Source organism: Flavobacterium chungangensis, assembly GCF_042654045.1.
Taxonomy (GTDB): domain Bacteria; phylum Bacteroidota; class Bacteroidia; order Flavobacteriales; family Flavobacteriaceae; genus Flavobacterium; species Flavobacterium chungangensis.
Genome location: NZ_JBHSFY010000003.1, coordinates 466,922 through 490,709 on the forward strand (window position 1 = coordinate 466,922; position 23,788 = coordinate 490,709).

Consider the following 23,788-nt stretch of genomic DNA (forward strand, 5'->3'; position numbering starts at 1 on the left):
TAATTAAAGAAAAATGGCAGGAGGAAAATTAACCCCTAGACAGAAGATGATTAACCTGATGTACCTGGTTTTCATCGCAATGTTAGCAATGAACGTATCAAAAGAAGTAATTTCTGCTTTTGGTTTGATGAATGAAAAATTCGAAGGTGCAAACACTAGTTCTATAGAGTCAAACGCTGGTTTATTAAGCTCTTTAGATCAAAAAGCTGCTGAAGCAAAAGGAGAATTCGCTATTGCTGCAGTAACAGCTCACAAAGTTGAAACAATTACAAAAGATTTTTATGATTATATAGCTACTCTAAAAGCTCAGGCAGTTAAAGGTTTCGAAGTTGATAAAGCAACAGGAAAAATGCCTTATGAGGCTATGGATAGAGGAGATAATATCGACGACTGGTTTACAGGAGACGGTTACACTAAAAAAGGTAACGAAATTATATCTAAAATCGAAAAATATAAAGCTGATATCAAAGCAGCTTTAGGAACAGACAAAAAGTACGCATCAATTATTGCTGAGGTTGAAAAGAAATTTGATGTTTCTGATGTTAAAAACAAAGAGGGAATTAAAGAAAAATACTTAGCGTACCACTTTAAAGGATTTCCTGCAATCGCTACAGCTGCAAAACTTTCAGCTTGGCAGAATGACGTTAAAAAAGTTGAAACAGACGTTTACAACAGTGCTTTAGGTAAAGCTGCAGTTGCTGCTGCTTCTTATAGCAACTACCAAGCAATCGTTGTTTTAGATAAAAATGCTTATTTCCAAGGAGAAAAAGTTACTGGTAAAGTTGTTTTAGGTCGTTACGATGAAAACACTACACCAACTTCTTTCCAAGGTCCAGGACAAATCGTAAACGGACAAGCTGTTATCTCTTTAACTGCTGGTGGAGTTGGAGAACAAGACATCAACGGACAATTTACTTTCTTAGAGGATGGAAAAAATATTCCTTTAAAATTCTCTGGAAAATATGTTGTAGTTCCAAGACCAAACGCTGCTACAATTTCTGCAGACAAAATGAACGTAGTATATAGAGGAGTTGTTAACCCAATCTCTGTATCTTTTGCTGGTGTTGATGCAAACAAAATTGTTGCAAGTGCTCCAGGTTTAGCTTCTGCTGGAAAACCAGGAAAATATAACATGAGCCCAGGTCAAGGTACTGAAACTACAATTTCTGTAACAGGTACTTTACCAAACGGTGACAAAGTAACTGATAAGAAAACATTCAGAATTAAAGGTATTCCTGGTCCAACAGGAACAATTAGAGGTGAGATGGGAGTTGTTAAAGGTCCTAAATCTAACTTAGAGATTGCTACTATTGGTGCAAAACTTCTTGATTTTGATTTTGAAGTTGGTTTAGATGTTGTTGGATTCAATATGAAAATTGCTGGACAGCCTACAGTTGTTGTTACAGGAAACAAAATGAATGCACAATGTAAACAAGTACTTTCAAGAGCAGGTAAAGGAGACCAAGTTACTATTTCTGAAATTAAAACTAAACTTGTTGGAGCTGGTAGTTATTTATTGCCAAGAACTGCTCCTGTAATTTACGAAATACAATAATAAAGTAGTGTAAGCTACATTCAATATCTTATAACGATACCACGATGAAAGTAAGAAATTTTTTAATAGCTATTGTTTCTATCGCTGGAGGTTTTGCTTCTAATGCGCAATCTAATTTGCTAAACGCTAAAACTCCTGCTCAGATTGGACTTAAAACTCCTGCTCAATTAATATCTGATAATGATAAGCCATTGGCTTATGGTTACGTAGATGATAGAGATATCTTGATGGGAAAAACAACATGGGAGATCATTGATTTAAATGAAAAAATCAACTTTCCGTTATATTTTCCAGTAGATACAGCTAATATTGGTCCTAACAGACGTTCTCTTTATGACGTTTTAACTAAAGCTATTAAAGGTGGAAAAGTTACTGAAGTTTATACTGACAGTTATTTCAATACTAAAAAATCTATGAAGGACATCGAGGGCTCATTATCTCGTATTGATACAACAGATGCAGGTAGAGAGTTAATTAACCAATATCCAGATGACTACAAATCACGTGTTGTGAAGAAAAAAGTAGTTTCAGGTAAAGGTAAAAACAAATCAGTTTCTTATGTTGAAGAGACAGTTGGACCAACAAGAACGGTTCCTGCTGAATATATCTTAAAACAAGATCTTACTGCTGCAGATGTTACTCAGTATAAAATTAAAGGATACTGGTATTTTGATAAACGTCAAAGTGAATTAAAATATCGTTTACTAGGAATTTGTCCTGTAACTCCAGACGTTTATACGATGAATAGTGATGAAAAGGATTATATTGAATTGTTTTGGGTATTCTTCCCAAATGCCAGAGAAGCATTGCATGAAGCAAAAGCGTTCAATGACAGCAACTCAGCTCTTCCAATCTCATTCGATCAGATTTTAAATTCAAGACGTTTTAATGCAGTTGTTTACAAAGAGGAAAACCTTTATGGAGACAGAGCAATTAGCGATTATATGAAAGACAACGCACAAAATCAGTTGTTGGAATCTGAAAGAGTGAAAGAAAAAATTCGCAACTTCGAGCAAGATATGTGGAACTACTAAGTTGATACATAGCATGATAATTAAAAAACTCTTACTACATTTGTAGTAAGAGTTTTTTTTTGTCGATATAGTAATATAGGCTGTCTAATATAGATGAGATATATTATTTTATATTTATGTAAGAAAAATAACAATATTTATAATAAAATTTCGTTTAATCTCTTGTAAAAATTATCATGATGAAAGTAAGAAATTTATTAATCGCTATTGTTGCTGTTCTTGGAGGCATATCTTCTAATGCTCAGTCTAATTTACTTAATGCCAAAACTGCCGATCAGATAGGGTATAAGACACCCGCTCAAATGATATCTGATAATGATAAACCTCTAGCGTATGGTTATGTTGATGATCGAGATGTTTTGATGGGAAAGATGGTTTGGGAAATTATTGATTTAAATGAAAAAATAAATTTCCCATTATATTTTCCGGTTGATACGGCCAATATTGGTCCAGATAGACGTTCGCTTTATGATATATTAACCAAAGCAATGAGAAACGGTAAAATAACAGAAGTTTATACAGATAGTTATTTTAATACAAAAAAGACTTTAAAAGACATTCAGGGATCTTTATCTCGTGTTGATACAACAGATGCTGGTAGAGAACTTATTAATCAGTATCCTGATGATTACAGAACGCGTGTGGTTAAGAAGAAAGTAGTTACAGGCACAGGAAAAAATAAGAAAGTTACTTATGTTGACCAGACAGTAGGGCCAACCCGAACAGTTCCTGCCGAATATATTTTGAAGCAAGATCTTACGGCTGCTGATGTAAGTCAATATAAAATTAAAGGATTTTGGTATTTTGATAAGAGAGAAAGTGCATTAAAATATCGCCTTTTAGGAATTTGCCCAGTAACGCCCGATGTTTATACCATGAATAGTGATGAAAAAGATTATATTGAGCTATTCTGGGTTTTCTTTCCCAATGCTCGAGAAGTGCTGCATGAAGGAAAAGCTTTTAATGATCAGAATTCTGCAATGCCAATTTCGTTCGATCAGATTTTGAATTCAAGACATTTTAATGCAGTCATTTATAAAGAAGAAAATGTTTATGGTGATCGTGAGATTAAAGATTATATTAAAGATAATGCACAAAGCCAATTGTTAGAATCTGAAAGAGTAAAAGAGAAGATTCGTAATTTTGAAGAAGATATGTGGAATTACTAAGTTTATAAACTTATAATAAGAAAAACTCTTGCTACCTTTGTAGTTAGAGTTTTTTTATTTTATCTATACACTTCACAATGCTTGATTATTTAATCGTCGGATCTGGATTGGCTGGAATTTCTTTTGCCGAAATCGCCCTAAAAAACAATAAATCTATTTTAGTTGTTGATGACAAATCTCAGAATTCTTCGAGAATTGCTGGAGGTCTATATAATCCAGTAATTCTGAAACGTTTTAGTGAAGTCTGGAACGCCAAAGAACATTTGGTTTTAATGAATGAGTTTTACGAACAGGTTGAAAGTAAGCTGAACGAGAAATTCAATTTTAAAATGCCAATTCTAAGAAAGTTTTTTTCAATTGAAGAACAGAATAATTGGTTTGCAGCGTCAGATAAAATAAACTTAGCTCCTTTTTTGTCAACAAAACTAATTACTAAGAAGTATCAAGGTATTGATTCTCCTTATGATTATGGGGAAGTTCTACATACGGGTTATGTCAAAACTGGACAGCTATTGGAAAGTTATAAAGCCTATTTAAAGGAAAATAGTTTGCTTCTTGAAGAATCTTTCCATAGTTCCTTCTTGGAGATTCTTGATTTAGGAATTCAGTATAAAAATGTTAAAGCACGCCATATCATTTTTGCAGAGGGGTTTGGGTTGCATAAAAACCCTTATTTTAATTATCTGCCTTTGGATGGAACAAAAGGGGAACTATTTTTAATAAAAGCGCCAGATTTGAAATTGGATTTAATTGTTAATACCAGTGTTTTTATTTTACCAGTAGGAGGCAATTTGTTTAAAGTTGGAGCTACTTACAATTGGCATGATAAAACAGATCTTCCTACCGAAGAGGGAAAACAAGAGCTTTTAGATCGCATTAAAGAAATTATTACCTGCGATTTTGAAATTGTAAAGCATTTTGCTGGAGTTAGGCCAACAGTTGCCGATAGGAGGCCTTTGGTAGGTACTCATGAAGCATACGAGTCTATTCATCTTCTTAACGGACTAGGGACACGTGGTGTAATGCTTGGACCGGCTTTGGCGAAAATGTTGTATGATAATATTGAAAACGGAACTCCAATAGATAAAGAAGCAGATATAAAACGCTTCCATAAAAGATATTTAAAATCTCTTATTCCTGACCGGCCTTAGGATCGTACGAAACAAACATATTAATGTATAAGTTTCTCGAAAGACGAAGTACAAAAGGAAACAATGCAACTAATGTCAAGATAATTGCAATAAAGGCTTGTTCGATTGTGGCTCCAAAAAAGACAAACGAAACAATAAAAGCTGCAATTCCTACCGCAACATTTAATCCGTAACTAACATACATTGCGCCATAAAAAAAAGAAGGTTCAATTTGGTATTTGAATCCGCAATGGCTGCAATGCTCGTTCATTTTGAGAACTTTACTCAAATGAAGCGGATTTTTGTCTTCATACATGCTTTCTTTTTGGCATTTTGGACAACTTCCTGTTGTAATGCTATTTAATTTGGAACCTCTTTTAAACATTTTAATGCTGATGTAATTTTAAAAATATTGTAAACTAAGAATTGATCTTTAATAAAAGCACTTATAATTTCAATTTTGAGTTTTTAGAATAAAATGTAAATATAGCAATAATGTTTGTTTTTTGCTCGGTCTTGTATTCTCATTAGTTTAAGATAAATCTTTGTCGTAATTTTTTGTTGGTAAATAATTTATTATGTAAAAATTAAATCAACGCAATTTTAATAGAATTGTACTTTAATTTGTTGATAATTTTTTTGCTTTTACGGTTTTCCTCATTATTAATGGTCTTCTTTTTCGTATTATTGTGCAAGTTAATTTTTTTAATATAAAATAGAATAATGGCAATAAATTTACAAAAAGGACAAAAAATTGATATAGGCCTGTCTAATATTACTGTTGGTTTAGGATGGGATCCAAATGAAGGAACTGGCCATGATTTTGATTTAGATGCTTCAGCCATTATGATTAATGCTGATAGAAAACTTTTAGGTGAAAGCTATTTTGTTTTTTATAATAATTTATCATCTCCAGATGGAGCTTTATTGCATACAGGTGACGATCCAACAGGAGGAAATAGTGATGGAGACGATGATGAAGCGATAAAGGTTGATTTAGCTAAAATTAACGATGCAATAGAAGAAATTCTTTTTGTAGTTACAATTGAAGATTTTGAGCGCAGAAAGCAAAACTTTGGGCAGGTGCGAAATTCTTATATTAGAATTGTTGATGATGCCAATGGTCAGGAGATTGCTAAATATGAATTAGGAGAAGATTTTTCTATTGAAACAGGTGTCGAATTCGGAAGATTGTATAAGAGAAACGGTAACTGGAGATTTGAGGCTTCAGGAATTGGTTACAGAGCCGATTTAGGTTTCTTCTTAGAGAAATATTATTCGGGAGAAATAATTAAATAAAGGAGATTCTTGAAAATAAATCATGAAAATTACAGCCATCTTTCTTTTGATTTGTGGCTGACATTAATAAAATCAAATCCAGAATTTAAACAAAAAAGAAATCTATTATTTAAGGATTTTTTTGAAATAGAGCATGGAATTGAAAGGGTAAATGAAGTCGTAAGGTATTATGATGTTTTATGCAATAACATTAACGAAAAAACAGGATTAAATATTGATACGTACGAAATTTATTATTTAATTTTAGGAGCTTTAAATGTTGATTTTGATAAAAATGGTACAGATCGCTTACAGGAGTTTTACAGCCATACAGAAGAGCTATTTATAAAATATAAGCCAGTTTTAATTTATTCTGATATTGAAAAGATGTTTAAAGAAGTGACCAATCAAGGTAAATCGATAAATATTTTGAGCAATACAGCATTTATTAAAGGAAATGTTTTAAGGAAAATATTAGAACATTATGATCTGGCTGAATATTTAAAATTTCAGATATATTCTGATGAAGTCGGATTTTCAAAACCAAATACTGAAATTTTTAAATTGGTATTTGATGAAGTTAATAAATATAAAAAAATAGAAAAAAAGGATGTTTTGCATATTGGCGATAATAGTATTGCTGATTATAATGGAGCATTAAAATTTGGTTTTGATGCACATCTATTAAAAATATAAAAGTGAATATAAGCTATAGTTTACATAAAATTGTTGAAGAAGAAATCTGTCCTTTTAAAGAGGCAGAATACAGCCGATTTAAGTTTGGAGATAAGTTTTTTGCAGAGAAATTTGCAGAAGATCTTTTCGACGGATTTGTTGCTCAACATAAAGATTTAATTTTATCAAATAGAGACATTGTTATTTTACCAAGTCCTTATTTGTCTATTCCAACTGCATCCAACTTTTTGTGCTATTATTTTAAAAAAGAGCTAAACAGCTATTTGTTTAAAAATGGGAAAAAAGCTTGTATTGAATCTAAAATTTATAGAAATCAAACTTACGTAACAGATTACGGAAATTTAGATTTTGAACAAAGAGTAAAATTAATATCGAATGATACGTATTACATCGATCGTAATTTTATTGAGGGCAAACTATGCATTTTTGTAGACGATATTAAAATAACAGGCAGCCACGAGCATACAGTAAATAAAATTTTGGATCAGTATAATGTAAAAGGAGATTTTCTATTTGTTTACTACGCAGAATTGACTAATAAAGAGATTCATCCGAAAATAGAAAATCATTACAATTATTTTGCGGTTAAAAACGTAGAAGATATTGTCTCTATTGTAAATAGTGAAGATTTTCAATACAATACGAGAATCGTAAAATATATATTAAGTCTGGATGACAAACAATTTGCTTATTTAATTTCTAATATTTCTAGAAAAAAAAGTAACGAATTATTTCATCTTGCAATTAGTAATAATTATCATCAGATTTTAGAATATCAAAACAATATTAACGTAATAAAAATAGATTAGATTATGGCTATTAATTTACAGAAAGGACAAAGAGAAAATATTAATGCACCAAAGTTTACAATTGGTCTAGGATGGGATACAAACAACAGTAGTACAGGTTCTAGTTTCGATCTTGATGCTTCGGCTTTTATTGTTGGTGCTAACGGAAAAATATTATCCGATTCTCATTTTATCTTTTACAATAATCTAAAAGCTCCAGACGAATCTGTTATTCACACAGGAGATAATTTAACAGGGGATGGAGACGGTGATGATGAGCAAATTAAAATAGATTTAACTAAAATAAATCCCGCTGTAAAAGAAGTTTGTATCGTGGTTACAATTCATGATGCTCAAGAAAGAAGACAAAATTTTGGACAAGTGCGTAATTCATTCATTCGTATTGTAGATGATTCTAACAATACAGAAATGGTTAAATACGAATTGGAAGAAGATTTCTCTATCGAAACTGCAGTTGAATTTGGAAGAATTTACAATAAAGATGGGCAGTGGAAATTTGAGGCAATGGGTGTTGGAATGAAAGGCGGATTGGAAGATTATTTAAATAAATATAACTAAGATATGGCAATTAATTTAGAAAAAGGACAACGTATTAATCTTGAAAAAAGCAATGGCTCAAAACTAGTAAACATCTGTGTAGGTGTGAATTGGGGAGCAATCGAGAAAAAAGGATTTTTTGGCACAAAAAAAGAAGCAGTAGATCTAGATGCTAGCTGTGCTGTTTATGACGACAAGAAAAATCATATTGATTCGGTAAACTTTAGAAAATTAATTTCTAATGATCGTGCAATTAAACACAGTGGAGATGATTTAACGGGAGATTTAAATGGTGACGACGGATTGGATAATGAAGTTATCACTTTAGATTTTTCTCAGTTAACGCCTTCTGCAAGTCATGTTGCGTTTTTTATAAACAGTTTTAGAGGTCAGGATTTTAAAGATATTCCTTTCGCATCTATCAGAATATACGAAGGTACTCCAACTAGAGTAACTCAAGAATTTGCGCGTTACGATGTTGCAAATGATGCTTCCTTTGCCGGAAACGTATCCATGATTTTAGGTGTTTTTTATAAAAGAAACGACGAATGGAAATTTAACGCAGTTGGAGTACCAACAAGCGATAAAAAATTAGAACAAACTATTGTTACAATTCAACAGAATCACTTATAAAAATCATGGAAAATCAATTAGTTACTCAGGAGAATACTGCTTTGATTGATAAAGATGGAAATGTGAACTTAGCTTCAATAACAGAGGCGGAAGTAAGTAGTTATAAAAGCATTTCAAACCAATTGAATGAAAATGATGCCAATTCGATTCTGAATTATGGTGCAGAAATTCAAAATTCTATTGCTAAACAAAGTGATAATTTCTTAACAAATGTAAGAACTTATAATTCTGGCGAAGTAGGAGGTTTGATTAATGATTTATTAACTGAACTGAATTATATTGATGTAGAGCAGTTAAATCAAAGTCCATTTAAAAGATTTATATCAAAAGTTCCATTGCTTAATAAGTTTATTATTGACGTAAAAAAATTATTCCAGGAATACGATAGAATTACTGTAAATATTGATAAAATCAGTAATAAGGTAAAAGCAGGAATGATTAATTCTGTGAAAGATAACAGCGCACTTCAAACTATGTTTGATGGGAATGTGAATCTTATCAAAGAAATGGAAAAACACATTATTGCAGGACAAATTCGTTTTAAAGAATTAAACGAAGAGCTTGCTGTAATGGAAGCAAATAGCGCGCAATATCAGGATTATCAAATATCAGATAAAAGAACTTTCATCAATCGTTTAGACAAACGTCTGGCAGATATGAAGATTGTGCGTTTTATCATGTTACAGTCTTTAGCGCAAATTAGAGTGGTGCAAAACAATAACACTTCTATTGCAGAAAAAGCACAGTCTATATTGACTACAACAATGCCAGTTTGGAAAAACCAGCTTACACTTGCGGTAGCACTTCAAAGACAAAAACAAAATATAGAAGTACAAAGAAAAGTATCAGAAACAACAAATACTATTTTACAGAAAAATGCTGAAATGCTGAAACAAAATAGTATTGAAGTGGCTAAAGAAAACGAAAATACAGTCGTTTCTCTTGAAACGCTTAAGATGACAACGAAATCTTTAATCGATACTTTGACAGAAGTGAAGCAAATTCATGAGCAAGGTGCAGAGACCAGAAGACAACTTGATGCCGGTTTACAAAGTCTAGAACAAGAATTGAAAAAAGGTGTTGTAAGCTAAGATTAATAAAAATTGAATGTTTGGAAATTAAATAAATGCAGGAGGAAGAGGAAAGATATCTTGAAATAATAAAAGAGAGTAATAGAAAATTAGTGGTTTTAGAATTGTTATCCAATTTCTTTAATCACAAGGATCTTGTTGGAGTTTTGGTACGAACAAAAATCATTCACAAACTCTTCGAAAAAAATAGAATTTTAGATATTAATAAACTGGAACTTTTTCATATTCAATATACTAACAGTTTAATTGATTTGTTTCAAAAACTAAAAAAATCAAAAGAACAGCAGTATGTTTTAATTTCAGATGAGATTTATATTAACGAAGATATTTTAGCAAAATTAAAATCGGAAATCGGGGAGACAAAGCTTGCAAAACAACTGCAGCTTCATGCTCAAAATATGTCAAGAAAGATAGAAGAACTCTATCAATTGTTTGTCACCGAAAAAGATGTTTTTTTCAATTGGAATGATTTGTTGACATACTCGCAAAGCATTCAAGCAGAATATTATAGAGAAATTACTATTGATCAATACGAGAAGCTTTCGCAGTTCAATAAAAGTGTATATGAAAATGCACACGCACGATTTGAAAGAAAGCTTTTAGGTCGACTAAATATTTTAGGTTTTAAGATCAAATTTTGTTGCGGATTAGTTTGTAATAATGAAATTATAGAAGTTTATGAATTCAGGGATTCTAATGACAAATTTGTTTTTGTTGCTAACGAAAAATCATTCTATTTCTTAAATGAAGAAGCTGTAAAAGGAATTGATCTTTCTAAAAATGATTCTTCTAAACAAGTTATTATAAAAGGGCTGAAAAATAAAAATGCGGACCTAAAAAAGGAACTTAGTACAATAAAAACAACACTGCCTGAAAGTGTTTTAGAAGTGCTAAATGAATATCTAGAAAAAATTTCGTCTGTCGATTTTCTGGATGAATTACAGAATGTTGATGAACAGACTAATATTTTAAAAACAATGTTGAATATTAATATTAATTAAAAATAAAATGGCAATTAACTTAGAAAAGGGACAAAGACAAAGTATCGATGCTCCAAAATTTACTGTTGGATTAGGATGGGATAGTAATTCAAGCAACACAGGATCAAGTTTTGATTTGGATGCTTCAGTTTTTTTAGTTGGTGCAAATGGAAAAATTCCAAATGACAATCATTTTATTTATTACAATAATTTAAAATCACCTGACCAAGCGGTTACGCATGCAGGTGATAACTTAACAGGAGACGGTGACGGCGACGATGAAAAAGTATACATCGACTTATCTAAAATTTCTCCAGAAGTTCACGAAATCTGTTTTGTGGTTACCATTCACCATGCTGATACAAAAAGACAAAATTTTGGACAAATTAGAAATTCATTTATTAGAATTTTAGATCAGGCTAATGTTGAGTTAGTGAAGTATGAACTTGACGAAGATTTTTCTATAGAAACGGCTGTCGAATTTGGTAGAATTTACAAAAGAAACGAAGAGTGGAAATTTGAAGCTGTTGGTATTGGAATGAAAGGCGGTTTACAAGATTACTTAAATAAATATAATTAATTTTAAAACATTAACTCAAATGGCAATTAACTTAACCAAAGGTCAAAAAATTGATTTAAGAAAAACTAGTGGTGAAACATTAACCAACTTCTGTGTTGGAGTAAACTGGGGAGCTATTGAAACAAAAGGCTTTTTAGGATTATCAAAAAATGTAGTAGATATCGATTTAGATTTAAGCTGTGTATTAATCGACGATCAAAACAAACTATGCGATCATTTGTATTCCCCGCTTTACAGAGTAGAGGTTTTACAGCAATTTGGTTTGCCAAAAGGTAAATTGATAAGTGTGGATGGTGCATTGAAGCATACTGGTGATGACCTTGCAGGTGATACAGGCGGTGATGATGGTTTGGATAATGAAATTATTACAGTTGACCTTTCTAAAGTTGATGCCAAAGTAAATCAGATATTTTTCTTTTTGAATAATGCAGGAAAAGAAGACTTTTCTCAAATTCCTTATGCAAAAATTAGAATGTATGAAGGAACTCCAACAAAAGTAGTTTCTGAATTTGCTTCGTATAATGTAGCCGCAGACCGTCAATACGTAAACAAGCGTTCTATCATTATGGGTAAATTGTACAAACGTAATGGAGAATGGAAATTCAGCGCAATTGGAGATCCAACAGACGATACTTTTTTAGGACAGACTATTCATAAAATAGTTCAATCTTACCTATAAATTGAAAACATTAATGGATTAGAGTTTCTCAGGTGATAGATTTGTTTATCAAGCTGAGAAACTTGTAATATTTTCATGCATTATTTCATTTTTAGTAGCGACTTTCAAAAGAAGCTCTAATATTTATAGCGCTTTTGAAACTCTAACCTATAATATTCCTGTATAAATCGTTATATCATGAGAAGACTGCCTGTATATTTACTTTTAGACACATCTGGTTCAATGACTGGCGAACCTATTGAAGCCGTTAAAAACGGTGTGCAAATGATGATCAGTTCGTTGCGACAAAATCCGCAAGCCATAGAAACTGCTTTTTTGAGTGTCATTACTTTTGACAGCACGGCACAGCAGATTATTCCATTAACCGATTTGGCATCTTTTCAAATGGTTGATTTAAAAGCGACTGGAGTTACGGCTTTAGGCGATGCTTTAAAATTGACTGCACAGAAAATAGAAACTGAAGTTGCAAAAACAACCACAGAGCAAAAAGGCGATTGGAAACCATTAGTATTTATTATGACTGACGGAATTCCGACAGATAATTGGGAAAACGGTCTGGCAGAATTTAAAAAAGTAAAAACAGCTTTTACGGTTGCTTGTGCAGCGGGAGGCGGTGCAGATACCAACGTTTTAAAACAAATTACCGATACTGTAGTAAGTTTAGAAAACGCAGATAGCGCTAGTATTGGCAAGTTTTTTCAATGGGTAACAGCTTCAATTGGTGTAACTTCTACAAAAATTGAAGATTTAGGCAGAGAATTTACCAATGTAAAAGAATTACCTCCGCCACCATCTGAATTAAACATTGTGGTTTAAATTCAGTAAAAAGACGGAGTTACAATACCGTTTTAATTGATAGTTCAGAATTCATTGTTTTACTAGTTTTTAAAAATTATTATGAGAAGACTACCAGTATATTTTTTGCTAGACACTTCGGGTTCAATGTACGGAGAGCCAATTCAAGCTTTGAATAATGCTTTGAGTGGTATGATTAATACATTGCGTTCAGACGCGCAAGCATTAGATTCTCTTTGGATTAGTATTATAACCTACGACAGAGAAGTAAAAGAAATTGTACCCTTAACCGAATTGGTTCATTTTCAGCTTCCTGAAATAACTTGTCCGCAAAGTGGGCCAACCAATACGGGAGCAGGTTTAGATTTTGTAATTCAGAAAGTAAAAACAGAAGTTATAAAAGGATCTGCAACTTTAAAAGGCGACTGGAAACCATTATTATTTGTTTTTACAGACGGAAAACCATCAGATATTCAATTCTACAGAGAAAAAATTCAAGAAATTAAAGCCTTAAATTTTGGTGCAGTTGTAGGTTGTGCGGCCGGACATATGGCCAACGACAGTATTTTAAAGGAACTTACAGACAATGTTGTACATTTAGATTCTGCTGATAGTTCTACTTTAAAGCAATTTTTTAAATGGGTTTCTGAAACTATCGAACAAGGAAATAAAAGCCAGGGAACAGGAGAAAGTGTAACGCTTCCGCCACCACCAAGCGAGATAACAGTTGTGATTTAATTAAAAAAAATGCTTGATATGCTATTTACATTTTCAAAAGTGCTTATACATGTTGCCACAGCAGTGGACGAAGCTTATTATGAAGGAAAAGAAAATGAGCTTGAAAATTTAGAGCAAACTTCAGATGAGATATTAGATACCATGAATATAGATAATATCAATATGTGTTACGGGACAACAGGTATTGAAGATTTCAATATTAAAAATGTAGAGCAGATCTTAAAGCAGAATTATATTAAAAAGGATTTTATTATCCACGATGTTATTGTTAGAAAAAGTTGTGCTTATTTAAAAGTGAAACATGATATACCTTTAAATAGAGGGAATAAATGTTATGGCGCTTGTTTCTCTATAAATTATATGCAACCAAATAACGGAATAGCAGTTTACGGCTATCCAACCAAAAATACCGCAGAAAGAGAGGCTTTTAAGGAAATAGCGAGCGAGATAATCAAGGCACTTTCATAATGTATACAATTAAAATTCTTATTGAAATTCTGATTATTGCATTATTTTTTTATTCCAAATTATTGCCATATAAAGATAAGCTTCATCCTCAGTTTAAATCGTATTTTAATTTTTTCAATAGTATATTTTCCCCCATATTAAATTTCCTGAAAACATTTGTAAAACCTGCCCAAGTCGGCGTTGGATTGGCAGTTGATATGACACAAATTATCCTTTTATTTATTTTTTTAATGCTATTAAAATTCCTTTAAAATGAGAAGATTACCAATATATTTTTTAATTGATATTTCAGAATCAATGGTTGGAGAACCTATTCAGCAAGTTGAAGAAGGTTTATCAACTATTATTCAGGCATTAAAAACAGATCCGCATGCTTTAGAAACGGTTTATGTTTCTATCATCGTTTTTGCAGGACAGCCAAAAACTTTAGTACCGTTGCAGGAAATAGTGAGTTTTTATCCGCCTAAATTTCCAATTGGAAGCGGGACATCGCTTAGTAAAGGTTTAGGGCATTTAATGTACGAATTAAGAAATAATATTGTTAAAACGACTTATGAAGTAAAAGGAGATTGGAAGCCAATTGTTTTCTTATTTACAGACGGAGTTCCGACAGACGATACGCAGGCAGCAATAAACGAATGGAAAAATAATTGGCAGCGAACTGCAAATTTAATTGCGGTTTCATTTGGAAACGAAACGGATACAAAATTATTAGGGCAGTTGACAGAAAACGTACTTCACTTTAAAAACACAAATGTACAATCGTACAAAGAATTTTTTAAATGGGTTACAGATTCTATTAAAACCAGCAGTATTAGCGTAGAAAATAATTCATCTGGTTTTGAATTGGCAAAATTAGATGGAGAAACGCTTTCTAAAATTGATTTGACAAAAGAAGAGCCAAACAAACAATATGTAGATGATAATTATGTGGTTTTAAGCGGAAAATGTCAAAATACCAAGAGGCCATATTTGATGAAATACCGCAAAAATATTGCGCCATCTATTTATGCTGGAATCGAATTGGCGTCAAAAAATTACAAATTAGTTGGCGCTTATCAAGTTGACAATAATTATTTTGAATTGGCTGATACTAGTAATTTCAATACAAAAGTAAATACAGAAGAATTGTTTGGTGCACCAACTTGTCCATGTTGTGGCAATCAAATTGCATTTGCAGTATGCGTTTGCGAAAAAATACATTGCATTGGCGACGAGCAAATTAGTACATGTCCGTGGTGTAACAATCAAGGATCTTACGGTTATGGCGAAGGCGGTTTTGATGTAAACAGAACGCAAGGATAATACGTATGGAAGAGACCAAAAGATATCTTCAGTCTTTTTTATTCCAGAATAAAATCGATATTCCAAAAGGCAAGCAATCGCTTTTTGAAGATTTTATTTCTAGTGAAAACAATATTGCAGCAGTAAAAATAATAAAAGAAAAACAGCAGATCATTATGCAAAATTGGAACTTAATAAATCGAATAGATGATATTACGAATCAATCTGTTTTTCTGCCAAACGGTACCGTAAATAAAGCATACCAAGCAAAAATTGATTTTATGCAATTGGGTTGGGATGATATTATTTCGTACGAAATGGAAAATTTAGAAGAAACCGGACTTTCATTTGATCGCGAAGAAAAAGTGCTTTCGGGAAATCCGAAAATAAGCGGCGATTTAAAAATAAAAATGCTTTTTAAAATTGATGGCGAATCGGAAGAAACGCCTTTAAACGAAAAAGTTTTTACCATAATTATAAATCCTGATCCAAAATCACTTTGGAAAAGTATTGAAAGTGACAAAAATGCTCCTTTTGCTAAAGAAGATAATGTAGCGGTTGCGAGTACTTTTTTAGATAAAAAAATTGTTGTAGCTTCCAAAAGAGGAAGAAGTCATGCCAATGTGGGCTCTTTTAGAGAAGACGATTTTGCATTCAAAAATTTTGATACAAATGGCTGGAGTATTTTGGCTGTTTCGGATGGAGCGGGTTCGGCAGCTTTGTCGAGAAAAGGTTCAAAATTGGCTTGCGATACTTTAATTGACTATTTTGAAGAAAATCTCGATAAAGAAAATTTAAAAGAATTTGACGAAATTTTACTTCATCATTACCATAAAACAGATTCAGATTCATCCAAAAAAATAAGTCATTTTGGTTACAATACATTATCAAAAGCGGCTCATTTTGTTAATCAAAAGATTGAAGAATTTGCGAAGACGAATAACGAAGAACCGAAAAAATTTCATGCAACTTTAATTTTTGCTTTAGTTAAAAAATATGATTTCGGATATGCCATCTTAACTTTTGGAGTTGGCGATTGCCCGATTGGTTTGCTAAATAAAGATTTAACCGAAATTACATTGATGAATGTTATCGATGTAGGTGAATTTGGTGGCGGAACTCGTTTTATTACCATGCCAGAAATTTTTCAAAGTGATAAACTTTCTTCACGTTTCGGCTTTAAATTAGTAGATGATTTCTCTTATCTAATGTTGATGACAGACGGAATTTACGATCCTAAATTTGTGGTTGAAGCCAATTTGGAAAAAATAGAAAAATGGAATGAATTTCTGTCTGACTTAAAAGGCAATAATGAAGACGGATCTAAAGTTGATTTTGAATATGAAAATGCAGATATTGCAACACAACTTTCTATCTGGATGGACTTTTGGAGTCCAGGAAATCATGATGACAGAACGCTTGCTATAATTTACTAAATATGAGTACAGTTACAGTAAAATCGATAAACGATCCTACAAAAACCTATAAATTTGTTGATAATGGCGAACCTATGCGCGGTGGTGTAAAAGACGTTTATTTTAGTCCCGACAGAAAATATGTTGTTGCAACTTTTAGAGGAAAATTAGATTTTAATCAAAAAGAAAGACTTCAAAAAATCACAAATAAATATCATTCCCAAATTAAAAATGGAGAAGCGGGTGATTACTATTTGAATGAGGTTTTTAGATGGCCGATAGATGTTGTTGAATATAATGGATTGATTGGAGTTATTGTTCCAATTTATAATTATAATTATTTTTTCAAAAAAGGATATGCGACAAGTGACTTAATTCAAGGAAAAGAAAAAGAAGGATTGTGGTTTTCAAGTTCCAAATTTAGAAATCCACATTATCCACTTCGAGTAGCAACTTCTGAATTGGGTAATTGGTTAAATTATTTTCAGATTTGTGTTAATCTGACAAGAGGTGTAAAAAAAATGCATGCTATGGGGCTTGCACATTCTGATTTGTCTCATAAAAATGTATTAGTAGATCCTATTGAGAAAACAGCCTGTATAATAGATATTGACGGATTGGTTGTTCCTGGTATGTTTCCAGCAGAAGTAATAGGTACGCCAGGTTTTATAGCTCCGGAAGTACTCGCGAGCAAACATTTGGATAAAAACGATCCGAATAGGAAATTGCCAAACAGATTGACAGACCTGCACGCATTGCCAATTTTGATTTATATGTTTTTATTGCATAGGCATCCGTTAAAAGGAGGAAAAGTCCATGATTTAGATACCGAAAAAGACGATTTATTGTCTATGGGCGAGAAAGCGATGTTTATCGAACATCCAACCGATGCTACAAATAGGCCAAAATTAAACCAAGTTTCTAAATGGGATTTGCCTTGGGCAGATATAACAAAATTGCCATACACCATAACTGGGCCTTATTTGAAGACCCTGTTTGATAAAGTTTTTATAGACGGATTGCATAATCCGATGCAGCGACCAAACGCAGAAGAATGGGAAATAGCATTGTTAAAAACAACCGATTTAATGCAGAAATGTCATAATCCGACATGCGACCAAAAATGGTATGTTTTTGATAATACAAATACTCCAAAATGTCCTTTCTGTGGTACTCCGCATCAAGGAACACTGCCTATTCTAGATCTGTATTATCAGTTTCAAGAAACGACCTGGAAGCCCGAGAATCATCGATTAATGGTTTATAATGATCAATATTTGTTTCAATGGCATGTTAATCGTAATATTGCCAGAAATGAGAAATTAACACCGCAGCAAAAAGTGCCTGTTGGTTACTTTACTTTTTTTAATGGGAAGTGGGTTTTGGTCAATCAAAAACTGACTTCGCTAAAAGATTTAACCGAAGACAAAGAAGTTCCAATAGGTACAATGATAGAACTTACACACGGAAAAAAAATACTGCTTTCTAACGAAGAGGGCGGAAGAGTCATTGTGGTAACAATGGCCAATACATAATTTAAAAATTAACCTAATTAATATCTAAAAATGAATCAACACCCAATCTTTTCGGAACATCCCGGTTTAATTATTGTTTTTGCGGTTGCAGTAGTGATTATGCTGTTGCTAGATTTAGGAATCTTCAACAAAAAAAGTCACGTCGTAACAAATAAAGAAGCTATAACTTGGTCATTAGTTTGGATCAGTTTAGCCATGATCTTTAGTGGTTTAGTATATTATTTTGCAGGTGCTGCTAAATTCTATGAATTTCAATCGGCATATTGGATCGAAAAAGCGCTTTCTGTTGATAACCTTTTTGTATTCATATTAGTATTTAAATTTTTTGATGTTGCCAATGACAACAAACATAAAGTGTTGTTTTGGGGAATCATCGGAGCATTAGTTTTAAGAGCAATCTTTATTTTCTCTGGTGCTTTCTTAATCGAATTGACGTATTTAAACAAACTTTTAGGACTTGCAGGATTAGAAGGATTTAAATATGACATTAACTTAATCATGACAGCTTTCGGATTGTTCTTGGTATATGCTGGGGTTAAATCTTGGTCTTCTGGAGACGATGACGATGATGAAGATTACAACAATACTAGAGGAGCTAGATTGATTAGAAAGTTCTTTAAAGTTAGCGATAAGTATGACGGAGATAAATTCTTTACATACGAAAATGGTAAAAAATTAGCCACTCCACTTTTAGTAGTTGTAGCCGTAATTGAATTTACAGATTTACTGTTTGCAGTAGACTCTATTCCTGCGATTTTCGCCATTTCAAACGACCCGTTTATTCTTTATACTTCTAACATTTTTGCAATTTTAGGGCTTAGGGCATTGTTTTTCTTGTTAGACAACTTTATTCACTTGTTTAGTAAATTGCAATACGGCCTAGCAATTATTTTGTCATTTATCGGAATAAAAATGATTATTTCTCCATTCTACCATATTGAATCTATTTATTCTTTATTAGTAATTGGAGGTGTACTTTTAATTTCTGTTTTAGCTTCGATCTTAATGCCAGAGCCTAAAGAAGCTTAAAAAAGCATTCAATAATTTAAATTTTAAAAAACGGATTGAAAATCACATTGAATTTTCAATCCGTTTTTTGTTTTAGAATATGGTAAAAGCGATTGTTTTTCAGTATAAAAACTTCAATTAAAAGTTATACTTTTGCACTTTCAAAATTGTAAATGCCAAAGGTTTATTTACAGTTTGTTTTTTATTAATAAAATAAAGGTTTTTCACAGCCTTTAGTTTTTACTCAAATTATGCTTAATATACACAATCTTTCCGTTTCTTTTGGAGGAACCTATTTATTTGAAGAAGTTACTTTTCGTTTAGGCGCCGGCGACCGCGTAGGTCTTGTTGGTAAAAACGGAGCGGGTAAATCTACAATGCTAAAAATGCTGGCAGGAGATTTTAAACCAGACTCAGGAGTTATTTCGCAAGAGAAAGATATCAGAATGGGTTTTCTACGTCAGGATATTGATTTTGAACAAGGAAGAACCGTTTTGGAAGAAGCCTATGAAGCTTTTACAGAGATTAAAGTTGTAGAGAAAAAACTGGAAGAAATCAATCATCAATTAGTTACTAGAACCGATTATGAAAGTGAAGAATACGGGCAAATCATTGAAGATTTATCTGATTACACACATCGTTTTGAACTTCTTGGAGGTTACAATTATGTAGGAGATACAGAGAAAATTCTTTTAGGTCTTGGTTTTAAAAGAGAAGTTTTTAATAACCAAACAGAAACATTCTCTGGAGGATGGAGAATGCGTATTGAGTTGGCTAAATTATTATTACAATCCAATGATGTATTGCTTCTCGATGAGCCAACCAACCACTTAGATATCGAAAGTATCATCTGGTTAGAGAATTTCCTTCGTAATTACCCTGGAGTGGTGGTAATCGTATCGCACGATAAAATGTTCTTGGATAATGTTACCAATAGAACAATCGAAATTTCGTTAGGAAAAGCATACGATTTTAATAAGCCATATTCTCAATATTTAGAGTTGCGTCATGAAATTCGCGAAAAGCAATTGGCTACTCAAAAGAATCAGCAGAAAAAAATTGAAGAAACAGAAAAATTAATCGAGAAATTCCGTGCAAAGGCTTCAAAAGCTTCAATGGCGCAATCGCTGATTAAAAAGTTAGATAAAGTAGAAAGAATCGAAGTTGATGAAGATGATAATTCGGTAATGAATATCTCTTTCCCAGTTTCTAAAGAGCCGGGAAAAGTTGTTATTGAAGCTGAACACGTAACAAAATCTTACGGAGACAAAACGATTCTTAAAGATATTAGTTTACTGGTTGAAAGAGGAAGTAAGATTGCTTTTGTTGGACAAAACGGGCAAGGAAAATCGACTTTTATCAAGGCTCTTGTAAACGAATTTGAATATGAAGGAAATATCAAATTGGGACACAATGTACAATTGGGATATTTTGCTCAAAATCAGGCGGAATATTTGGACGGAGAAATTACTTTGCTTCAAACTATGGAAGATGCAGCAACCGATACTAACCGAATGAAAGTTCGTGATATGTTAGGTTCGTTTTTATTCCGTGGAGATGATGTAGAGAAAAAAGTAAAAGTACTTTCTGGAGGTGAACGTAACCGTTTGGCACTTTGTAAATTGTTGTTACAGCCAATTAACGTCTTGCTAATGGATGAGCCAACGAACCACTTAGATATTAAATCTAAAAACGTTTTAAAAGCTGCACTTCAAAAATTTGGCGGAACTTTATTATTAGTTTCTCACGACAGGGATTTCCTTCAAGGAATGTCAAATATTGTTTACGAATTTAAAGACCAAAAAATCAAAGAATATTTAGGTGATATCAACTTTTTCTTAGAGCAGCGTAATTTGGAAAACATGCGTGAGGTTGAGAAAAAAGATGTTGTAAAAAATGCTCCAACCGCAAAAGAAAAAGAAGCGAGTAAATTATCTTATGAAGATCAGAAGAAAGGAAAAACCCTTCAGAACAAATTAAGTAAAATCGAAAGCCAGATTCAGCAATTGGAAAAGCAAATTCAGCATGATGATAAAATGTTGGAAACCAATTATGACAAACATATCGAAGACGCTTCATTCTTTACTGCTTACAATAAAAAGAAAGAAGATTTGGAGCAATTATTAATTGACTGGGAAGTTGTTTCAGAAGAGATTGATGGGTTGAATGCTTAATTTTTTTGTTTCAGGTTTCAAGTTTCATCTTGACGAGTAAATTTAACCGCAAGGCACGCTAAGTTTTTTGTAGTTTGCATTTACAATTTACAAAGTTCGCAAAGCTTTATCAATAGATAGCTTTGCGAACTTTGCGTTTTTACAAAACTTGAAACTTGAAACTTGAAACTTGAAACTTGAAACAAACTATTTAATAATCCCTATCGATCTAGAATGTTCAATCGCTTTACTGCTTTCTTTAAAATAACAAACCGAGACATTCAGGCTTTCTAAATTCTTCAAAATTTTATTTACTTCTTTTTTTGGAGCTTTACCAGTTTGTCTAATGTAAACTGCAATTACAGTAACAGGGAAAATTTTGCAAATTCTTTCGTAAAGCATTGGATCGTGCTGCGAGTCATCGCCCATTAAAACATATTTTAAAGTTGGGTAGAACTCCACAACATGCTTTATTTTTTCGTATTTATGATCATGATTTCCTCTTCCGCTCATGAAGAAATCGGTGACTCCTCTTTTGATGTCTTTTAAGAGAAAAACTGCTTTAGGGAGTTTGTGAATTCGGGTGAATTTAGCAATAAATCGGTATAAATTCCATTCGCTGCTAGAGATGTAGAAAAAAGCATTTCCTTCTTCAGGGTTTTCTCTTCCAGACTGGCTCAATGCTTGATAATGTGATACTACATCTTTAAAAACTTTTCGGTCGTTTACATTTTTAAAAAGTAAGATGTAAATTTTAAGGAATAAATTTTTAGTATGAGAGATTAGAAAAGTGTCATCAATATCAGAGATGATTCCGAGTTTTCCTTTATGAGGTCTAATAAAACTGCCTTTGCAAGTTGTGGTTTCGTCTTTATATTTTAAGCTCACTTCGTAAGGCATCCATCCAAAATGGGTTTCTTTTTCTAATGGAATGCAAAAATTGAAAAAGCCATCATCTAATGTTTTAGTGTGGATGACTTCGCCATTGTAGTGAAGATAAACATCAAAATTTTTAATGGTTTTTATTCTGAACAATCGGAGTATCGAGGTGGCATTTTTTAATTTTCTTTTCTCAAAATCGTATTTGTTTTCTCTTTTTAAAACATGCCCCATTACAATTAACTCTTGCTCATTTGCATAACCGCGATATAATTGTAGAATTGGTTTCATTAATTACGTATATTTATGTAACTGTAAATTACTTAATTTAATTGGTTTTAAAAATAAAATTTTGAAAAAGAATATTCTATTTGTTGTAAATCCTATCTCGGGAGATTTGGATAAATCAGATCTTATTGACGCTGTTGAAGAGTTTGCAGCAACCAATCATTTCGATTTGGAAGTCTACGAAACTACGGGAAAAAATGATCTAAGAGCGATACAATCTTTATATAATGAATCTAAGCCGGAGCGCATTATTGTTGCAGGAGGTGATGGAACGATAAAAATGGTGGCCGAAGCGGTAGAAGAGCAGGATGTTATAATTGGGATTTTGCCTGCAGGTTCTGCAAACGGACTTTCGGTAGACTTGAATCTTCCTGATGGAATAGAGGAGAACCTTAAAATAGCGTTTCTACACCATTATATCGAAATGGATATGATTTGTATTAACGGAAAAAAAAGCATCCATTTAAGCGATATCGGATTAAATGCCAATTTGGTTAAAAATTATGAAGAAAGTGATGTGCGTGGTTTTTGGGGATATGCATTGCAAGCTTTCACAACGCTCAAAGAATCTGAAGAACCTTTTGTTGCTACCATTTCGGCAAATAACAAAACGGTAGAGCATGTAGCACGAATGATTGTCATTGCCAATTCGCAGAAATACGGAACAGGAGTTGTAATTAATCCAAATGGAGCTATGAATGACGGTAAGTTTGAGCTCGTAATTTTAAAGAGTCTCGACCTGCTTTTGATCGGAAAAATAATTACCGGAAATATGCCAATTGATTCTGATGATATTGTAATTATTTCAACCGATAAGGCTGAAATAAAAACAGATTATCCCGTTAATTTCCAAATTGATGGTGAATATTGCGGTGCACAGACTTCTTTAGAAATTCATATTTTGCACAAGCAAATGAAAATTGCGGTTCCGTAGATTTTGATTAAAGAAATATTGGTGTCGCTCCGCTGGAGCTTTTAGCACTTTAGGGCAAACATTTCTATAAATATTTCGCTCTTCCAGAGCTCAAAAAAAAAGCTTCTTGAGGAGCAAAGT

Annotated in this window: 24 protein-coding genes; 22 read left to right on the top strand and 2 right to left on the bottom strand. The window is 32.5% G+C overall.

Features of this window, described 5'->3' with window-relative positions; translation table 11 throughout:
* The first annotated feature begins 13 nt into the window (after positions 1 to 13).
* The 4 genes from porM (at position 14) to ACFO3N_RS07225 (ending at position 4,909) form a co-directional block, all read left to right on the top strand.
* Complete coding sequence (porM, locus tag ACFO3N_RS07210) at positions 14 to 1,555, top strand: type IX secretion system motor protein PorM/GldM (protein ID WP_250833974.1); 1,542 nt, start codon at positions 14 to 16, stop codon at positions 1,553 to 1,555.
* 44 nt (positions 1,556 to 1,599) lie between these two features.
* The gene (gene porN / locus ACFO3N_RS07215; RefSeq protein WP_379796414.1) at positions 1,600 to 2,589 is read left to right on the top strand and encodes a type IX secretion system ring subunit PorN/GldN; all 990 of its coding nucleotides are present in this window, start codon (positions 1,600 to 1,602) and stop codon (positions 2,587 to 2,589) included.
* A 179-nt stretch (positions 2,590 to 2,768) separates the two neighbouring features.
* Entirely contained in the window at positions 2,769 to 3,758 is a 990-nt protein-coding gene (gene porN / locus ACFO3N_RS07220) for a type IX secretion system ring subunit PorN/GldN (RefSeq protein ID WP_379796471.1), read from the top strand.
* A gap of 77 nt (positions 3,759 to 3,835) precedes the next feature.
* The gene (locus tag ACFO3N_RS07225) at positions 3,836 to 4,909 is read left to right on the top strand and encodes an NAD(P)/FAD-dependent oxidoreductase (RefSeq protein WP_379796417.1); all 1,074 of its coding nucleotides are present in this window, start codon (positions 3,836 to 3,838) and stop codon (positions 4,907 to 4,909) included.
* Here the strand turns inward: ACFO3N_RS07225 and ACFO3N_RS07230 are convergent.
* A complete protein-coding gene (locus ACFO3N_RS07230) occupies positions 4,890 to 5,273 on the bottom strand; it encodes a DUF983 domain-containing protein (protein WP_379796419.1) in 384 nt (127 codons plus the stop codon). The genes ACFO3N_RS07225 and ACFO3N_RS07230 overlap by 20 nt on opposite strands.
* A 338-nt stretch (positions 5,274 to 5,611) precedes the next feature.
* Between ACFO3N_RS07230 and ACFO3N_RS07235 the strand changes: the two genes are divergently transcribed.
* From ACFO3N_RS07235 to ACFO3N_RS07315, 17 genes are all read left to right on the top strand, one after another.
* A complete protein-coding gene (locus ACFO3N_RS07235) occupies positions 5,612 to 6,187 on the top strand; it encodes a TerD family protein (RefSeq protein ID WP_250833971.1) in 576 nt (191 codons plus the stop codon).
* Between the two features lie 9 nt (positions 6,188 to 6,196).
* Positions 6,197 to 6,862 (top strand): HAD family hydrolase, encoded by a 666-nt coding sequence (locus ACFO3N_RS07240; RefSeq protein WP_379796421.1) that lies wholly within the window; start codon positions 6,197 to 6,199, stop codon positions 6,860 to 6,862.
* 2 nt (positions 6,863 to 6,864) lie between these two features.
* Complete coding sequence (locus ACFO3N_RS07245; RefSeq protein ID WP_379796423.1) at positions 6,865 to 7,671, top strand: phosphoribosyltransferase family protein; 807 nt, start codon at positions 6,865 to 6,867, stop codon at positions 7,669 to 7,671.
* Positions 7,672 to 7,674: 3 nt separating this feature from the next.
* On the top strand, positions 7,675 to 8,229 hold the full coding sequence (locus tag ACFO3N_RS07250) for a TerD family protein (RefSeq protein WP_095928640.1): 555 nt from the start codon (positions 7,675 to 7,677) through the stop codon (positions 8,227 to 8,229).
* Between the two features lie 3 nt (positions 8,230 to 8,232).
* Positions 8,233 to 8,841, top strand: coding sequence for a TerD family protein (locus ACFO3N_RS07255; protein WP_095928641.1), 609 nt, complete (start codon positions 8,233 to 8,235; stop codon positions 8,839 to 8,841).
* 5 nt (positions 8,842 to 8,846) lie between these two features.
* Complete coding sequence (locus tag ACFO3N_RS07260; protein WP_379796425.1) at positions 8,847 to 9,932, top strand: toxic anion resistance protein; 1,086 nt, start codon at positions 8,847 to 8,849, stop codon at positions 9,930 to 9,932.
* Between the two features lie 35 nt (positions 9,933 to 9,967).
* Positions 9,968 to 10,933 carry a hypothetical protein gene (locus ACFO3N_RS07265; protein WP_379796427.1) on the top strand — a complete coding sequence of 322 codons (966 nt, stop codon included), beginning with the start codon at positions 9,968 to 9,970 and terminating at the stop codon, positions 10,931 to 10,933.
* Between the two features lie 7 nt (positions 10,934 to 10,940).
* On the top strand, positions 10,941 to 11,492 hold the full coding sequence (locus ACFO3N_RS07270; protein WP_379796429.1) for a TerD family protein: 552 nt from the start codon (positions 10,941 to 10,943) through the stop codon (positions 11,490 to 11,492).
* A gap of 19 nt (positions 11,493 to 11,511) precedes the next feature.
* On the top strand, positions 11,512 to 12,171 hold the full coding sequence (locus tag ACFO3N_RS07275; RefSeq protein ID WP_095928645.1) for a TerD family protein: 660 nt from the start codon (positions 11,512 to 11,514) through the stop codon (positions 12,169 to 12,171).
* A 177-nt stretch (positions 12,172 to 12,348) separates the two neighbouring features.
* Positions 12,349 to 12,987, top strand: a complete 639-nt coding sequence (locus ACFO3N_RS07280) for a vWA domain-containing protein (RefSeq protein WP_095928646.1) — start codon at positions 12,349 to 12,351, stop codon at positions 12,985 to 12,987.
* Positions 12,988 to 13,068: 81 nt separating this feature from the next.
* Positions 13,069 to 13,704, top strand: coding sequence for a vWA domain-containing protein (locus tag ACFO3N_RS07285; protein ID WP_095928647.1), 636 nt, complete (start codon positions 13,069 to 13,071; stop codon positions 13,702 to 13,704).
* A 9-nt stretch (positions 13,705 to 13,713) separates the two neighbouring features.
* Positions 13,714 to 14,172: a hypothetical protein gene (locus ACFO3N_RS07290; RefSeq protein WP_379796432.1), complete on the top strand. Its 459-nt coding sequence runs from the start codon at positions 13,714 to 13,716 to the stop codon at positions 14,170 to 14,172.
* A gap of 252 nt (positions 14,173 to 14,424) precedes the next feature.
* On the top strand, positions 14,425 to 15,477 hold the full coding sequence (locus ACFO3N_RS07295; protein WP_379796434.1) for a TerY-C metal binding domain-containing protein: 1,053 nt from the start codon (positions 14,425 to 14,427) through the stop codon (positions 15,475 to 15,477).
* A 5-nt stretch (positions 15,478 to 15,482) separates the two neighbouring features.
* Positions 15,483 to 16,892, top strand: a complete 1,410-nt coding sequence (locus ACFO3N_RS07300; RefSeq protein ID WP_379796437.1) for a PP2C family serine/threonine-protein phosphatase — start codon at positions 15,483 to 15,485, stop codon at positions 16,890 to 16,892.
* A 2-nt stretch (positions 16,893 to 16,894) separates the two neighbouring features.
* Positions 16,895 to 18,406 carry a helix-hairpin-helix domain-containing protein gene (locus ACFO3N_RS07305; protein WP_379796439.1) on the top strand — a complete coding sequence of 504 codons (1,512 nt, stop codon included), beginning with the start codon at positions 16,895 to 16,897 and terminating at the stop codon, positions 18,404 to 18,406.
* A 30-nt stretch (positions 18,407 to 18,436) separates the two neighbouring features.
* Positions 18,437 to 19,435, top strand: coding sequence for a TerC/Alx family metal homeostasis membrane protein (locus tag ACFO3N_RS07310; protein ID WP_379796441.1), 999 nt, complete (start codon positions 18,437 to 18,439; stop codon positions 19,433 to 19,435).
* 230 nt (positions 19,436 to 19,665) lie between these two features.
* Entirely contained in the window at positions 19,666 to 21,588 is a 1,923-nt protein-coding gene (locus ACFO3N_RS07315; protein WP_379796443.1) for an ABC-F family ATP-binding cassette domain-containing protein, read from the top strand.
* Between the two features lie 186 nt (positions 21,589 to 21,774).
* Here ACFO3N_RS07315 and ACFO3N_RS07320 read toward each other — a convergent pair whose 3' ends face one another.
* On the bottom strand, positions 21,775 to 22,737 hold the full coding sequence (locus ACFO3N_RS07320) for an App1 family protein (RefSeq protein WP_379796446.1): 963 nt from the start codon (positions 22,735 to 22,737) through the stop codon (positions 21,775 to 21,777).
* 61 nt (positions 22,738 to 22,798) lie between these two features.
* Here ACFO3N_RS07320 and ACFO3N_RS07325 point away from each other — a divergent pair, with 61 nt between their 5' ends.
* A complete protein-coding gene (locus ACFO3N_RS07325) occupies positions 22,799 to 23,668 on the top strand; it encodes a diacylglycerol/lipid kinase family protein (protein ID WP_379796448.1) in 870 nt (289 codons plus the stop codon).
* Positions 23,669 to 23,788 lie beyond the last annotated feature (120 nt).

What these genes read in the sequence shown, in the direction of transcription:
- porM (WP_250833974.1), top strand. Translation starts at nt 14, where the DNA reads ATGGCAGGAGGAAAATTAACCCCTAGACAGAAGATGATTAACCTGATG.
- porN (WP_379796414.1), top strand. Translation starts at nt 1,600, where the DNA reads ATGAAAGTAAGAAATTTTTTAATAGCTATTGTTTCTATCGCTGGAGGT.
- porN (WP_379796471.1), top strand. Translation starts at nt 2,769, where the DNA reads ATGAAAGTAAGAAATTTATTAATCGCTATTGTTGCTGTTCTTGGAGGC.
- ACFO3N_RS07225 (WP_379796417.1), top strand. Translation starts at nt 3,836, where the DNA reads ATGCTTGATTATTTAATCGTCGGATCTGGATTGGCTGGAATTTCTTTT.
- ACFO3N_RS07230 (WP_379796419.1), bottom strand. Translation starts at nt 5,273, where the DNA reads ATGTTTAAAAGAGGTTCCAAATTAAATAGCATTACAACAGGAAGTTGT.
- ACFO3N_RS07235 (WP_250833971.1), top strand. Translation starts at nt 5,612, where the DNA reads ATGGCAATAAATTTACAAAAAGGACAAAAAATTGATATAGGCCTGTCT.
- ACFO3N_RS07250 (WP_095928640.1), top strand. Translation starts at nt 7,675, where the DNA reads ATGGCTATTAATTTACAGAAAGGACAAAGAGAAAATATTAATGCACCA.
- ACFO3N_RS07255 (WP_095928641.1), top strand. Translation starts at nt 8,233, where the DNA reads ATGGCAATTAATTTAGAAAAAGGACAACGTATTAATCTTGAAAAAAGC.
- ACFO3N_RS07260 (WP_379796425.1), top strand. Translation starts at nt 8,847, where the DNA reads ATGGAAAATCAATTAGTTACTCAGGAGAATACTGCTTTGATTGATAAA.
- ACFO3N_RS07265 (WP_379796427.1), top strand. Translation starts at nt 9,968, where the DNA reads ATGCAGGAGGAAGAGGAAAGATATCTTGAAATAATAAAAGAGAGTAAT.
- ACFO3N_RS07270 (WP_379796429.1), top strand. Translation starts at nt 10,941, where the DNA reads ATGGCAATTAACTTAGAAAAGGGACAAAGACAAAGTATCGATGCTCCA.
- ACFO3N_RS07275 (WP_095928645.1), top strand. Translation starts at nt 11,512, where the DNA reads ATGGCAATTAACTTAACCAAAGGTCAAAAAATTGATTTAAGAAAAACT.
- ACFO3N_RS07280 (WP_095928646.1), top strand. Translation starts at nt 12,349, where the DNA reads ATGAGAAGACTGCCTGTATATTTACTTTTAGACACATCTGGTTCAATG.
- ACFO3N_RS07285 (WP_095928647.1), top strand. Translation starts at nt 13,069, where the DNA reads ATGAGAAGACTACCAGTATATTTTTTGCTAGACACTTCGGGTTCAATG.
- ACFO3N_RS07290 (WP_379796432.1), top strand. Translation starts at nt 13,714, where the DNA reads ATGCTTGATATGCTATTTACATTTTCAAAAGTGCTTATACATGTTGCC.
- ACFO3N_RS07295 (WP_379796434.1), top strand. Translation starts at nt 14,425, where the DNA reads ATGAGAAGATTACCAATATATTTTTTAATTGATATTTCAGAATCAATG.
- ACFO3N_RS07300 (WP_379796437.1), top strand. Translation starts at nt 15,483, where the DNA reads ATGGAAGAGACCAAAAGATATCTTCAGTCTTTTTTATTCCAGAATAAA.
- ACFO3N_RS07305 (WP_379796439.1), top strand. Translation starts at nt 16,895, where the DNA reads ATGAGTACAGTTACAGTAAAATCGATAAACGATCCTACAAAAACCTAT.
- ACFO3N_RS07310 (WP_379796441.1), top strand. Translation starts at nt 18,437, where the DNA reads ATGAATCAACACCCAATCTTTTCGGAACATCCCGGTTTAATTATTGTT.
- ACFO3N_RS07315 (WP_379796443.1), top strand. Translation starts at nt 19,666, where the DNA reads ATGCTTAATATACACAATCTTTCCGTTTCTTTTGGAGGAACCTATTTA.
- ACFO3N_RS07320 (WP_379796446.1), bottom strand. Translation starts at nt 22,737, where the DNA reads ATGAAACCAATTCTACAATTATATCGCGGTTATGCAAATGAGCAAGAG.